Origin of the sequence: Halpernia humi (genome assembly GCF_900108025.1) — a bacterium.
Lineage (GTDB): Bacteria > Bacteroidota > Bacteroidia > Flavobacteriales > Weeksellaceae > Halpernia > Halpernia humi.
In genome coordinates this window covers 1-13,733 of record NZ_FNUS01000005.1, presented here as the reverse complement: position 1 = coordinate 13,733, position 13,733 = coordinate 1, and the positions used below count along the sequence as shown (strand labels likewise).

Annotated in this window: 12 protein-coding genes and 1 tRNA gene; 12 read left to right on the top strand and 1 reads right to left on the bottom strand. The window is 33.5% G+C overall.

The window, feature by feature from the left end; all coding sequences use genetic code 11:
• Positions 1-32: 32 nt before the first annotated feature.
• The 12 genes from lepB (at position 33) to C4S29_RS09975 (ending at position 11,486) form a co-directional block, all read left to right on the top strand.
• Positions 33-1,688, top strand: coding sequence for a signal peptidase I (lepB, locus tag C4S29_RS10030; RefSeq protein ID WP_103913957.1), 1,656 nt, complete (start codon positions 33-35; stop codon positions 1,686-1,688).
• A 475-nt stretch (positions 1,689-2,163) separates the two neighbouring features.
• Positions 2,164-2,766 carry a WbqC family protein gene (locus tag C4S29_RS10025; protein WP_103914216.1) on the top strand — a complete coding sequence of 201 codons (603 nt, stop codon included), beginning with the start codon at positions 2,164-2,166 and terminating at the stop codon, positions 2,764-2,766.
• A gap of 177 nt (positions 2,767-2,943) precedes the next feature.
• A complete protein-coding gene (locus C4S29_RS10020; RefSeq protein WP_103913956.1) occupies positions 2,944-4,659 on the top strand; it encodes a S8 family serine peptidase in 1,716 nt (571 codons plus the stop codon).
• A gap of 86 nt (positions 4,660-4,745) precedes the next feature.
• A complete protein-coding gene (locus C4S29_RS10015) occupies positions 4,746-5,234 on the top strand; it encodes a lipocalin family protein (protein WP_103913955.1) in 489 nt (162 codons plus the stop codon).
• Positions 5,235-5,259: 25 nt separating this feature from the next.
• Positions 5,260-5,952 (top strand): OmpA family protein, encoded by a 693-nt coding sequence (locus C4S29_RS10010; RefSeq protein WP_103913954.1) that lies wholly within the window; start codon positions 5,260-5,262, stop codon positions 5,950-5,952.
• Between the two features lie 85 nt (positions 5,953-6,037).
• The gene (locus C4S29_RS10005) at positions 6,038-6,937 is read left to right on the top strand and encodes a decaprenyl-phosphate phosphoribosyltransferase (protein WP_103913953.1); all 900 of its coding nucleotides are present in this window, start codon (positions 6,038-6,040) and stop codon (positions 6,935-6,937) included.
• The gene (locus C4S29_RS10000) at positions 6,921-8,237 is read left to right on the top strand and encodes an FAD-binding oxidoreductase (protein ID WP_103913952.1); all 1,317 of its coding nucleotides are present in this window, start codon (positions 6,921-6,923) and stop codon (positions 8,235-8,237) included. Before C4S29_RS10005 ends, C4S29_RS10000 begins: the two co-directional genes overlap by 17 nt.
• 89 nt (positions 8,238-8,326) lie before the next feature.
• Positions 8,327-9,052, top strand: coding sequence for an SDR family NAD(P)-dependent oxidoreductase (locus tag C4S29_RS09995; RefSeq protein ID WP_103913951.1), 726 nt, complete (start codon positions 8,327-8,329; stop codon positions 9,050-9,052).
• Positions 9,052-9,639, top strand: a complete 588-nt coding sequence (locus tag C4S29_RS09990; RefSeq protein WP_103913950.1) for an HAD-IB family hydrolase — start codon at positions 9,052-9,054, stop codon at positions 9,637-9,639. The genes C4S29_RS09995 and C4S29_RS09990 overlap by 1 nt, the downstream gene beginning before the upstream one ends.
• Positions 9,640-9,731: 92 nt before the next feature.
• The gene (locus C4S29_RS09985; protein WP_103913949.1) at positions 9,732-10,898 is read left to right on the top strand and encodes a cysteine desulfurase family protein; all 1,167 of its coding nucleotides are present in this window, start codon (positions 9,732-9,734) and stop codon (positions 10,896-10,898) included.
• Positions 10,899-10,968: 70 nt separating this feature from the next.
• Entirely contained in the window at positions 10,969-11,286 is a 318-nt protein-coding gene (trxA, locus tag C4S29_RS09980) for a thioredoxin (protein WP_103913948.1), read from the top strand.
• A 126-nt stretch (positions 11,287-11,412) separates the two neighbouring features.
• Positions 11,413-11,486, top strand: a tRNA-Asp gene (locus C4S29_RS09975).
• Positions 11,487-11,654: 168 nt separating this feature from the next.
• Here C4S29_RS09975 and C4S29_RS09970 read toward each other — a convergent pair.
• On the bottom strand, positions 11,655-13,499 hold the full coding sequence (locus C4S29_RS09970) for a chloride channel protein (RefSeq protein WP_103913947.1): 1,845 nt from the start codon (positions 13,497-13,499) through the stop codon (positions 11,655-11,657).
• Positions 13,500-13,733: the final 234 nt, after the last annotated feature.

Below are 13,733 nucleotides of genomic sequence, written 5' to 3'. Positions count from 1 at the left end.
AACCACAGCCTAAAACGGCAAACCAAAACTATATGGATTATATTTTAAAATATGCGTATTACGTTCTGATTTTATCAATACTGATGGGCATTTCCACTTGGAAATTATTTAAAAAAATGGGTTTAAATCCTATTTTTTCATTTATACCTTTCTTTAATTATTATCTAATTTTAAAGGAAACAAAACATCCAAAATGGTGGTGTGCAATGGCTTATCTGCCAATTGTGGGGCCGATTATGATGACCGTTTTTCATTTGTTTTTAATGAAACATTTTGGCAAATCTTCCGCTTTGCAAAAATTAATGACTATTTTTCTGCCTTTCATTTATATGGCAATCGTCAATTATTCTAAAGATGCAGAAGTTTATGCAGAAGATGATTTGTATTTAACAGATGCCGAAAAAAGCGAACAAAAAAAAGAAACATTTTTGGGTTCCATCACTTTTGCCATTGTCTTTGCAACTATTATTCACACATTTATTACGCAGCCATTTGGTATCCCAACAGGCTCGATGGAAAGAACCTTATTAGTTGGAGATTTTCTTTTTGTAAATAAATTAAATTACGGCTTTAGAATGCCGATGCGTCCTTTAGCTTTACCATTTTTACAGGGAACAATCTACGATCCACAAGGTGATGGAAATCCAAAAAATGATCCTAAATCTTATGTTGATGCCGTAAAATTACCTTATTTAAGACTTCCTGGTTGGGAAAAAGTAAAACGCAATGATATTGTGGTTTTCAATTATCCACAAGATTCTGTGCATACCGCGATAGACAGAAAAGACCCTTATGTAAAACGCTGTGTTGCCGTTGCAGGCGATGTAGTGGAAATGCGCGCCGGAAAACTATTCGTTAATAATAAGCCCGAAGTTATTTTGGGTGATCAAGAGGAGCAGCACAAATACATTGTAAAAGCCAGTTCACAAATAGACATTCCGTCTCTTTACAAAAATTTAGAGTATCTGCCAGTGCGAGAAATACAAACAGACGGCGGTTATGAATATGATTTTCAAGGCTTAACAGATAAAACAGCCAAAATTATAAAAGAAATTCCGCAAGTTCTAGACATCAAACAAGAAATTTTGCCAAAAGATTCCGCAATGCTATCTTATAAAGTTAATGCAGAAAGAACTGCCTACACAAAAACAATTGATACCACACAATCTATTTTTCCGATCAATAGAAAATGGAATCCAGATTTTTACGGCCCACTTCGCATTCCAAAAAAAGGAGATGTGGTGACGCTTAACCAAGAAACTTTGCCAGAATACCGCTGGATTATTTCAGAATATGAGCACAACCATTTAGAAAACAAAAACGGAAAAATTTTCATAAACGGCAAAGAAACAAATACTTACACCATAAAACAAAATTATTATTGGATGATGGGAGACAACCGAGACGCTTCCTTGGACGCTCGCTTTTTCGGTTTCGTTCCAGAAGAAAATATTGTCGGAAAACCCATGTTTACTTGGCTCAGTTTACAAGGCGTCTTTTCAGATAAAAGCTCTTCTTATCAAGCACCATTTAAAATTCGATGGGACAGAATGTTCAAAGCTACAAACACCGGTGAAGCGCACAAAACCTCCTATTGGTGGATTGCAGCGCTCATTTTAATCCTCTTTTTTGGCTGGGAATATTTTGTAAAATTGTTCGGAAAAAAGCAAACGGAAGAAGAAAATTAAATATTTAAGGGCCTTATTTAACTTTATTGAATAGTATTTCATAACATTTATAAGGAGCTATTTCCCGCTTTCTCGGCTCGCTTTTTTTTAAAATTTTTAACAAGCATAATCCGTGAAAAATTTTAAAAAAAGAGCTCAAACAAACCGTTCAATCGGGGCTAAACGCAGTAATTTTCTTCTAAGAATAATTATTTTTAGGTAAAAGTAATTTAAGTTTAGTATATAGCCGAGGAACGCAAAAACTTTACTTCAAACTTTGTCAAAGTTTTAAAGCGCACAATAGTAACTTTGACAAAGCTTTTTTACTTCACGCTTTGACAAAGTTTTAAAGCGCAACAATAGTAACTTTGACAAAGCTTTAAATAAAAAATATAGAGAATGAACGCAAAAACTTTACTTCACACTTTGTCAAAGTTTTAAAGCGCAACAATAGTAACTTTGACAAAGTTTTTAATAAAAATTAACAACATTGAATATTCAGCTTTTACCACTTTTTTATTTACCAAATATCTCTTGGTTTTCAGAATTTCTGAAAAAAGATTCAGAAGTAATTCTAGAGAAATTCGAGAATTTTCCGAAACAAACTTTCCGCAACAGAACCAATATTTACGGCGCAAACGGAAAATTATCTTTGGTAATTCCAATCAACCACACAGGAAAAAGACTTTACAAAGAAACCGAGATTTCCTACGCTGAAAATTGGCAAAAACAACACTGGAAATCCATAAAAAATGCCTATCAAAGTTCGCCTTACTTTGAATTTTATGAAGATCGATTTGCGAAAATTTACGAAAATCAAGAACAATATCTTTTCGATTTCAATTTAAAAGCTCTTGAGATTTTGCTCAATCTTTTAAAAATAGACCAAAATATTCAATTCACCGAAAAGTATGAGGCTGAAACTTCGGCATTAGATTTGAGGCAAGAATTTTCGGCAAAAAAAGAATCCAAGAAAAATTTTGAAAATTATTATCAAATTTTTTCAGAAAAATATGGTTTTATATATGATTTATCCGTGTGTGATTTACTTTTTAACCTTGGCCCAGAAAGTTTAATTTATTTAAGAAAATCAATTTAAAATTAAGAGAAAATTGCTATTTCAAAATTATGCAACAAATATAATTCTTGATGAGCGCTTATATATTACAAATTAAAATTAATCAAAATTAATATGAAATCGCCATGATTTACAAACGCAAACACGTATGAAGATTCAGCGATTACATATGACCAAAAAAACAATAAATATCAACATATGAAAAAGTTTTTTATAGCCGCGTTATTTCTTAGCGGATTTTTAGGTTTTGCACAAACTGCAACTACGTCCAATGATCCAATGCAAGATAAAGATTTGATGACTTGGTACCATAAAGATTTTGCAACCACAAAAATTTATGGAGTAGATACACAAAATGCTTATAACTTTTTGAATTCTAAAGGATTAAAGCCAAAAACTGTAATTGTGGCAGTTTTAGATAGCGGTGTGCAGATCGACCATCCAGCATTAAAAGGTAATATTTGGACAAATCCAAATGAAATTCCTGGTAATGGGATTGATGATGATAAAAATGGCTATGTAGATGATGTTCATGGTTGGGATTTTATTGGCGGTAAAAATGGTGATGTAGACGTAGATAATTTAGAAATTACACGCGTTATTCGCCAATACAAAGATGTTTTTGAAGGCCCAGTTACAGCCACAAACAAAGCAAACCAAGCAAAAATGCCCGAAGAATTTGCAATGTATATGAAATCTAAAGATTTATATACTAAGAAAAGTATGGAGGCAAAACAAAATTACCAAACTTATAAAGCTATTTATGATCGTATCCCTGCAATTGTTGCTTTGCTAGGTGGGAAAGATTTAACGGAAGAAACTTTGGCAAACATCAAACCTTCGACACAAGATGATGCTAGAAATTTGCAAGTATTATCCCAAGCCATAAAAGATCCTTCGTTAAAGGGCAAAAGTGCAGAAGAGGTTCAAAAATTATTGACCAAAGAAATAAAAGACGGTCTTGATTATTTTGAGCCACAAGCCACAAAACAATATAATTTAGATTTTGATCCACGCCCAATCGTAGGTGATGATTATTCTAATATTAATGAAAGATATTATGGAAATAACGATTACGAGGGACCAGATGCACTCCACGGAACTCACGTCGCAGGCATCATTGCGGGGCAACCAAATGGAGACGAAATTCAACACGGTATTGCAGATAAAGTAGCGAAAATAATGACAATTAGAGCCGTGCCAGATGGAGATGAGCGAGATAAAGATATTGCAAATGGCATCTATTATGCGGTAAATAACGGTGCTAAAATCATTAACATGAGTTTTGGTAAATCGGTTTCGCCTGGTAAAAAGAAAGTTTGGGAAGCCTTCAAATATGCTCAAGATAAAGGTGTACTTTTAGTTCACGCTGCCGGAAATGATAATGCAGATTTGATGAAAGAGGAGAATTTCCCTACCAATTTTAAAAGTGTTTCAGATCCTGCGCCATTTCTAAATAATATGATAACAGTAGGGGCGAGCACAGACGATGATGCCAATTTGAAAGCCAGTTTTTCTAATTATAATCAAAAAATGGTTGATGTTTTTGCGCCAGGTGCACAAATTTATTCTTCTGTAGCAGGCAATAAATATGAATATTTAGACGGAACTTCTATGGCATCGCCAGTTGTAGCAGGTGCCGCCGCAGTTTTGATGGCTTATATGCCGAATCTTACGCCTGCACAAGTAATAGAATCTTTGGAGAAAACTGTAAACAAATCAACTGTAAATGCAGGAATAGCTGATGATCCAACTTTAACTTTTGATAAAATTTCTAAAACCGGTGGTGTTATAGATTTATATAAAGCGGCCGTCTATGCATACGACCATTTCTATAAAAAAATGCCTCAAAAAAAAGGAAGTAAAAAAAGACTTCAGAAAAAGCGAAATAGAAAAGTCAATTCTAAAAAGTAAACTTGAGAGTTCGGCAAAGCGCCGAACTTTTTTATTAAATTTTGTGGCACGGTTTTTTAATGATATCTTTAAATAAAATTTAAATAATGAAAAAATTACTACTCGCTGGTATTGTTGGTTTGTTAACCCTTTCATCCTGCAACAGCGTAAAGAACGCAAAAACAGCACAATACCAACGTGCTGAATTTCTTAAATTAAAGGGCGACTGGGATATCACCAGTATAGATTACGATAAATCTTACAAAATAAAGCCATTTGATGAAAATGCAGATGCGTCTTGCTTTATCGGAAGCCACTGGAGGTTTATACCAAATAATTATTCTGGCGCTTACACTTTAAATGGCGGTGGCGATTGCCCAAGCGTAAACCAACCTATAAAAATTGATTTTACCAGCAACAATCAATTCATGTTTAAAAAAATGCAAGATGGTGTGAAAGCGAAAAATGTAACTGCGGGCTATTCTCTAGATATTGTAAACCAATCTACAGACCAATTTAGTTTGCAACAAAATATTCCATTTGATGGTAAAAATGTTCAAGTGACTTATAATTTCCAAAGAACGGGAATGAAATAAAATTAATATTAAAAATTAAAAAATTATGAAAATATTCAATAAAACAAATGTAGCAGCATTATTTCTTTCTGCAAGTTTTTTACTTACAGGTTGTGATGCTGTCAAGAATGCAAATAATCAGCAAAAAGGAACTGCAATTGGCGCAGCAGGTGGCGCAATAATTGGCGGCATTTTAGGAAATAATATTGGTAATGGTAAAAATTCTGCTCTCGGTGCTGTTTTAGGTGGAGTAATCGGAGGCGTTGCAGGGAATGTAATCGGTAATAAAATGGATAAACAAGCCAAAGATATCAAACAAACTTTGCCAGGTGCAGAAGTAGAAAGAGTAGGCGATGGTATCAAAATTACTTTAGGAGAAAACACTGTGAATTTCGCTTTTGATTCTGCAAATTTAACGCCTGAAGCAAAAGCAAATCTTGATAAATTAGCAACAGTTTTGGTAAATAATCCAGACACCAATATAAATATTTTTGGTTATACAGATAGCAAAGGTGCTGATTCTTACAATATGACATTGTCTTCTAAAAGAGCAGAAGCAGTAAAAAATTATTTATCGAGTAATGGTGTAGCGGCTTCTAGAATGGTAACAGTTGGAAGAGGCGAGTTAGATCCTATTGCCACAAATGATACCGATGCTGGTAGAGCCTTAAACAGACGCGTAGAATTCGCGATTACAGCAAACGAAACAATGATAAAAGAAGCGCAACAAGGCAACTAATTAGTCATTTTTCGAATTTATAAAGAAACTGCTTCGGCAGTTTTTTTTATTTTAAAATCGTTATTTTCGCAGTTCATTTTATACCATGCTAAAATATTTAAAACTACTTCGGTTAGAGCAATGGGTGAAAAATCTTTTTGTTTTTGCGCCGCTCTTTTTTTCTGGAAATGTAATGAATGGAGATTTACTGCTAAAAAGTATTTTTGCTTTTGTAGTTTTTTCTTTAGCGGCCAGTTCTATATATGTTATCAATGATTATTGCGATGTAGAACAAGATAAAAAACATCCACAGAAAAAAAACAGACCTTTGGCCAGTGGTGCAATTTCTAAAGTAAAAGGGCTTTATATCTTGGCTGTATTATTCTTAATTAACCTTTCCTTGCTCTTTTTTGGGCATTGGTATTTTTACGAAAATATCTGGCTTTTTATTTTAGTCATCGGGTTTTACATCGTTTTAAATATAGCCTATACTTTCAAATTAAAGCACATCGCTATAATCGATGTTTGCATTATTGCAATAGGTTTCGTTTTGCGTCTTTTAGCAGGTGGTACTATTACGCAAATTTACACCTCACAATGGGCTATTTTATTAACCTTCGTTCTTGCCCTAGTTTTGGCCATTGGCAAAAGACGTGGCGAACTCATCAACGCACAAATTTCAGGAAAAACCAGAAAATCTTTAGATGGCTATAATGTTCAGTTTGCAGATATCGCACTTTCGATTTCTGTGACGCTTGCAATTGTTTGTTATTTAATGTTTACGCTTTCCTCAGAAGTTCAGCAACGCTTTCATCCACCGGTTTTCTACACTGTTATTTTTGTTGTTTTTGCTTTTTTGCGGTATTTGCAGCAAACATTGGTTTATAACAAAACAGAATCTCCTACCAAAATCATATATAAAGATCATTACATTCAGGTTACAATTGTTCTCTGGGTTATCACTTTTTTACTTCTAATTTATTATTACGATGCAACGAAATTTTAAAAGAGAAATAAGCAATTGGGGCAATTTTCCCGTCGTAGAAAAAGAGGTGAAATCTGAAGAATCTTATTCAAAAATAAAAGAATTTATCAATACTAAAAATGATGTTATTGCCCGTGGAAATGGAAGATGCTACGGCGATGCAGCATTGGGCGAACATATTTTTTCTACCAAGAAATTAAATAAATTTATCAGTTTTGATAGGTTAAAAGGAATTTTAGAATGTGAATCTGGCGTTTTATTATCGGATATTTTAGAAATTTCAATGCCACAAGGCTATTTTTTATATGTTTCTCCTGGGACTAAATTTGTAACATTAGGTGGTGCAATTGCAGCCAATATTCACGGCAAAAACCATCATATTGAAGGTTCTTTTTGCAATTATTTGCTTTCCTTTAAAATCATTAATGAAAATGCAGAAATCATAAACTGCTCGCGCACAGAAAACGCAGAATTATTTTGGGCAAGCCTCGGTGGAATGGGTTTAACGGGCATAATTTTGTCAGCCAAAATTCAATTAAAAAACATTGAAACTTCTTACATTAGACAAGAAAGCATAAAAGCAACGAATTTAGACGAAATATTTACCTTATTTGAAGAAAGTAAAAACTGGAGTTACACAGTGGCGTGGATAGATTGTTTGCAAAAAGGCCAAAATATTGGTCGCTCCATTATGTTGCGCGGCGAACACGCACTTTTAGCCGAATTACCCCCAAAACTTGCAGCCAAACCTTTCGCGATAAAAAAGAAATTTTCGCCCACGATTCCTTTCTTTTTCCCTAGTTTTGCTTTAAACCATTGGAGTGTGAAAATTTTTAATTATCTATTTTATGCCAAGCAAAGAAATAAATTATTAAGCAATTTTACCGATTATGAAACCTTCTTTTACCCTTTAGACGCCATCAAAGATTGGAATAAAATCTACGGTAAAAATGGTTTTATACAATATCAATTGGTAATTCCGAAAGAAAACGGAAAAGAAGGCATGCGAAAAATTTTAAAAACTATCGCCAAAAGTGGAAACGGCTCTTTTTTAGCGGTTTTAAAATTATTTGGTGCGCCAACACCGCAGGCTTACAATTCCTTTCCCATGGAAGGTTATACTTTAGCGCTCGATTTTAAAATCAATAAAAAATTGCCCCAATTGGTGGCAGATTTAGACCAAATTGTAGAAGAATATGGTGGTAAAATTTATTTGGCAAAAGACAGTATGAGCAAATCTTCACTCACCAATTATCTAAAAAATACACGAAATTTTAAATTTCATTCTTTGCAGCAAAAACGTATATTAAGCAGATGTTAGAAATTAGACTTTAGAAATTAGATTAAAAATTATTGATTTGTATTTATAAAATATATGATTAAATGGTTTCACTTTTTTAAATTAAAAAAATGATAGTTTTAGGAGCCAATTCGGAGATTGCGCAGGCTTTTGTAGAAAGAATTTTAGCAGAAGGTAAAAGGTATTCCACTATTTTTTTACTCACTTCAAACCCTGAAATTACCGAAAGATTTGTAAAACATATTGATGTGAAATACTTGCAACATTGCGAAGTGGTACATTTTGATTTACTCAAAGAAGTTAGTTTTGAAAAGTTAGATTACATCAGTTCAGATTTGCTATTTTGCGCGACGGGCTTTTTAGGTGAAGATTCTGAAAATGCTTTATATAATTTAAAAAATACAGAAAGTATTATCAATATTAATTACGCTAAATTAATTACGCTGATTAATTATTTTGCCCAAAAAATGGAAACCAAAAGGGCCGGAACTATAATTGTTTTATCTTCTGTTGCTGGTGAAAGAGGTCGGCAAAGTAATTTCATTTATGGCAGTGCAAAAGCCGGATTAACAGCCTATTTAAGTGGTTTGAGGAATTATTTATTCTCAAAAAAAGTCCACGTTTTAACAGTAAAACCTGGTTTTGTGGCAACAAAAATGACGGAAGGTTTACCATTAAATCCAAAATTAACCGCAAGCCCAAAACAAGCCGCAGATTGTATTTACAAGGCTTATAAAAACAAAAAAAATGTAGTTTATGTTTTGCCAATTTGGTTTTTCATAATGGCAATTATTAGAAATATTCCAGAATTTATATTTAAAAAACTAAAACTCTAATGAAGAAACTTTATTTTTTTGATTTTGATGGCACGCTTACCAAGCACGACACGATGTTTATGTTTTTGAAACATTGTGATAAATTTCGTTTTGCAAAACAGTTTGTTCTTCATCTCCCATTGTTTTCATTGCTAAAATTAAAATTGGCAAAAGCAGAAAATGTGAAGCGCCACTTTATTGCATCAATTTTAAAAGGCCACACAAAAAGTTTTTTAGAAGAAAAAGCACAGTCTTTTTTTGAAGAAAATTATCCCTCATTAATCCGGGAAAATGCGTTGGAGTTTATTAAAAATATTAATCGGGATTTAAGCGAAAGTTATATTGTAAGCGCATCTTTAGATATTTGGGTAAAACCATTTGCAGATAAATTTAATATGAAACTTATTGCAACCGAAGCCCTTTTTAAAGATGGTATTTTTATGGGAAAATTTAAAGGTGCAAATTGCAACGGCAAAGAGAAAGTACGCCGAATACGAGAAGAAATAAAAGATAAAAAATTTGATAAAAGTATTGCCTTTGGTGATACTGAAGGCGATAGAGCAATGCTAGATTTTGTAAACGAAGGCCACTACGAATTTTTTCACTAAATTTTCGATGCTAAAATTTTTAATATGCTTAACTTCGTAAGATGAAATTTATGTTTTAAATTTCATTTATTTTAATTAAAAAATTCTTTCCAATGGATAAAATATACTTAGATAATGCCGCAACTACTGCACTTGCGCCAGAAGTGATAGATGCAATGGTGGATGTAATGAACATTAATTATGGAAATCCTTCGTCCACGCACAGTTTTGGGCAGGCTGCAAAAACATTAATTGAAAAAGTACGTCGCGAAGCCGCAACTTATCTAAAAGTAAGTCCATCAGAAATTATTTTTACATCTTGTGGTACCGAATCTAACAATATGATTTTGAAATCTTGCGTGCATCATTTGGGTGTTCAGCGGATTATTACTTCGCCTTTGGAGCATAAATGTGTCGCAGAAAGTACTCAAGAATTAAAGAAATTATTTGGTGTAGAAGTGGTTTATTTAAGACCCAATAAAAAAGGCGACATAGATTTAGACCAGTTAGACGAGGCTTTAGGTAAATCTGACAAAAAAACGCTGGTGAGTTTGATGCACGCCAATAATGAAATTGGTAATTTATTAGATTTAAAAAAAGTAGGCGAAATTTGTAAAAAACACAATGCGCTTTTTCATTCAGATACCGTGCAAACGATTGGCCATTTAGATTTAGATTTTTCGGCGATTGATATAGATTTTGCCTCTTGTAGCGCTCATAAATTTCACGGCCCAAAAGGAAGTGGTTTTGCTTTTGTAAGGAAATCTTCTGGTTTAAAAGGTATTATTACTGGCGGTCCACAAGAACGAACAATGCGCGCTGGAACTGAAAATGTAGTAGGCATTGTAGGCTTAGGAAAAGCTTTAGAATTGGTGATGAATCATTTGCAAGAATACCAATCTCACATTCAAAAAATTAAAAATTATACCATCAAAAAACTTTCAGAAAATATACCTGGAATAAAATTTAACGGTAGAAGTGCTGAAGAAGATAGAAGTCTTTTTACCGTTTTGAGCGCGCTTTTGCCATTTAATGATCCTATGATTGGTTTAAAATTGGATATGGAAGGAATTGCAATTTCGCAAGGAAGCGCGTGTTCTTCTGGCGCAACAAAGCCTTCTATGGTAATGATGATGGTTTTAGATGAAGATGAGATGGAAAATGGCACGCCACTTAGAATTTCATTTTGCCATACAACTACGGAAAGCGAAATTGATAGATTTTGTGAAGTTTTAAAAAATATTTTTGAAAGTCATCAGATAGAAAAAGTAAATAGTTAGTATAGATTTAGTTTCGTGCTTTCTATTATAAAATGATTAAATTTGTAGCATTAATTTTAAAATAAATAAAATGGCTTTAGAAATAACAGACCAATCTTTTCAAGAAACAGTATTAAATTCAGACAAACCAGTTTTGGTAGATTTTTGGGCAGCATGGTGCGGTCCTTGTAGAATGCTCGGCCCAATCGTAGAAGAAATCGCAAACGATTTCGAAGGAAAAGCGATCGTAGGAAAAGTGGATGTAGACAACAACCAACAAATTTCTATGGATTACGGAATTCGAAATATACCAACCGTTTTGATTTTTAAAAACGGTGAAGTAGTAGATAAATTAGTAGGTGTATCGCCAAAAGAAGTGATAGCTGGAAAACTATCTGCACATTTATAAAAAAAATAACACTGATAATGAATGCTTTCCAATATTGGGAAGCATTTTTTTTGTTTTTTATTTGCAGTTTTGCAAGAATTGTGTACTTTTGCAGTCATCAAATAACAGGTAATACTTTTATTTTTTGATCCGGTAGTTCAGCTGGTTAGAATGCCGCCCTGTCACGGCGGAGGTCGCGGGTTCGAGTCCCGTCCGGATCGCAAAAATCTTTCAATTTTATTGAAAGATTTTTTTTTGTATTTATATTTAAAACGCCGCTCTGTGATCCCGTCCTAAAACAAGGCCGATTCTTCTCATCAGAAATTGGCGAGATTCTATAAAAATAAAAAATTTTTTTGTAGAATTTTTTAGATAAAAACTAAAATTAATTAAGAATAATCTTTTAAAAGTTGGCGATAGCCTGTTAAGATTTTAGATTTTGAAATAAAGCCGATAAATCTGTCGTCTTCGTTTACCACTGGCAAATGCCACGCTCCTGTATCATCAAACGTTTTCAGAATGGCGACCGCATTATCGCTTAAATGTACAGTGGCAGGCGGCGCTTTCATTATATGGTGAATGTTTGTATGCATTTCTTCATCTGGGTTGAAAAGATATGGTCGTACGTCGTCCATAGTGAGTACACCTTGTAAGGAACTTTCGTCATCAACAACTGCGAAAATATTTTTCTTGCCATTTTTTATTAATTCAAATAATTCCGAAATGGGCGCATCTGCTTTTATTGTTTGAGATTGATGATCGATGAAATCTCGTAAATGCAGGGAATAAACCAAATTATTATCGTGCTCGTTAGTAAAAATTTTTCCCTGTTCTACCATAGGTTGTAAATCTGGATTTACTGGTGAAAACCATCGCGCCATTAAATAAGAAATGACAGAAACTATCATTAATGGTAGAAATAAATCATAACCTTGGCTGGATTCTGCTATTAGAAAAATTGCAGTTAATGGCGCATATAGAACGCCACTCATCACTGCTGCCATTCCTGCGAGTACTAAATTGCTTGTTGGGACGTCTGTTAAGCCAAATTGTTTACAAATCAATGCAAATAAAAATCCTAAAGTTCCACCTGCAAAAAGCGAAGGTGCAAAATTCCCACCGTTACCACCGCTAAAAATTGTGATGGATGTTGCAAATGCTTTTAAAACACAAACCAACGCTAGAAAAATAATAACCGTCCAACTACCTAAATTAAAATAGCCAAAAAAACTATGCTCAATTATTCCCGTTGTTTCACCATTCGTAAGCGTTTTTAAAGTGTCATAACCTTCACCAAAAAGTGGTGGTAAAAGCACACACAATAATGAAAGTGCCGCACCGCCAATCATCGCTTTTCTTAAACGCGAAATTTTGAAACTCTTTACAAAATGTTCGGTTTTGATGTATATTAAAACAAAATACCGAGCATAAAATCCTGCAGCAATGCCTAAAATTAGATAATAAAGAATATTGTGGTAATCAAAAGAATTTCTTGCATAAAAGTGAAACAATACATCTTCTTGCAATAAAATTCTCGAAAGTAAACTCCCGCAAACGGCCGCCACCACAAGTGGAATAAAATCTGAAAAAACCACACCTGTTAAAAGAATTTCAAAAGCAAACATAATCCCAGCAATTGGCGCATTAAATGCAGAAGCGATACCAGCAGAAGCACCCGCAGCCAAAAGTAAAGTTCTTTCTTTGTAGCCCAATCTGTAAGTTTGTGAAAAATTGGAGCCAATCGCTGCGCCTGTTACAGCAATTGGGCTTTCTAGACCCGCTGAGCCACCTAAGCCAATGGTAACGGCACTTTGGATGATTTGAGAGTACATTTTCACGGATGAAACAATACTAGAATTTTGGGCAATTTCATATAAAATAGCGCCAATTCCTTTTCTGTCATTACCTTTAAAAATACCCAGTACAATGATTGTAGTGAGCACAATTCCTAAGAATGGAAATACAACGTAGAAGAAGATTTGATCTTCAAAATGAACTTTGGTTACAATCCAAAAATGAATTTTATGCACCAAGGTTTTCAGTAAAACGCCTGCTAAACCTGCCGTGCAGCCTACTAAAATACCAGAAAGAATAAGAAATTGACTCCGGCTCAATCTGCTGCTTAGCCAATGCAGGATGAGTTCGTAACTGCGTACTTTTTTGAGTCCGTATTTTTGGAACTCTCTTTTATACTTTAAAAAACTTACAACTTTTTTCTTATTATGTATATTCACTGCTTGTATGCCTGTTTGTCTAATAAAACTCCCTTAAGTATCAAAACTTTAATTTAAGTTTTTTTGGATTTGCAAATTTAGAGCAAATTAGAGAGATTTGCTAAATTTTTGGTACTTATTACGAGAATTTGAAATTATTAGAGCCTGTTTAAATTTCATTCAATAAATTTTTTATAGCCTTTTCTTAATTTTCTAAATTAAAATAAACTCTGTTTATTCTTAAATTTAACATTA

What these genes read in the sequence shown, in the direction of transcription:
- C4S29_RS10005 (WP_103913953.1), top strand. Translation starts at nt 6,038, where the DNA reads ATGCTAAAATATTTAAAACTACTTCGGTTAGAGCAATGGGTGAAAAAT.
- C4S29_RS10020 (WP_103913956.1), top strand. Translation starts at nt 2,944, where the DNA reads ATGAAAAAGTTTTTTATAGCCGCGTTATTTCTTAGCGGATTTTTAGGT.
- C4S29_RS09985 (WP_103913949.1), top strand. Translation starts at nt 9,732, where the DNA reads ATGGATAAAATATACTTAGATAATGCCGCAACTACTGCACTTGCGCCA.
- C4S29_RS10000 (WP_103913952.1), top strand. Translation starts at nt 6,921, where the DNA reads ATGCAACGAAATTTTAAAAGAGAAATAAGCAATTGGGGCAATTTTCCC.
- C4S29_RS10015 (WP_103913955.1), top strand. Translation starts at nt 4,746, where the DNA reads ATGAAAAAATTACTACTCGCTGGTATTGTTGGTTTGTTAACCCTTTCA.
- lepB (WP_103913957.1), top strand. Translation starts at nt 33, where the DNA reads ATGGATTATATTTTAAAATATGCGTATTACGTTCTGATTTTATCAATA.
- C4S29_RS09990 (WP_103913950.1), top strand. Translation starts at nt 9,052, where the DNA reads ATGAAGAAACTTTATTTTTTTGATTTTGATGGCACGCTTACCAAGCAC.
- trxA (WP_103913948.1), top strand. Translation starts at nt 10,969, where the DNA reads ATGGCTTTAGAAATAACAGACCAATCTTTTCAAGAAACAGTATTAAAT.
- C4S29_RS10010 (WP_103913954.1), top strand. Translation starts at nt 5,260, where the DNA reads ATGAAAATATTCAATAAAACAAATGTAGCAGCATTATTTCTTTCTGCA.
- C4S29_RS09995 (WP_103913951.1), top strand. Translation starts at nt 8,327, where the DNA reads ATGATAGTTTTAGGAGCCAATTCGGAGATTGCGCAGGCTTTTGTAGAA.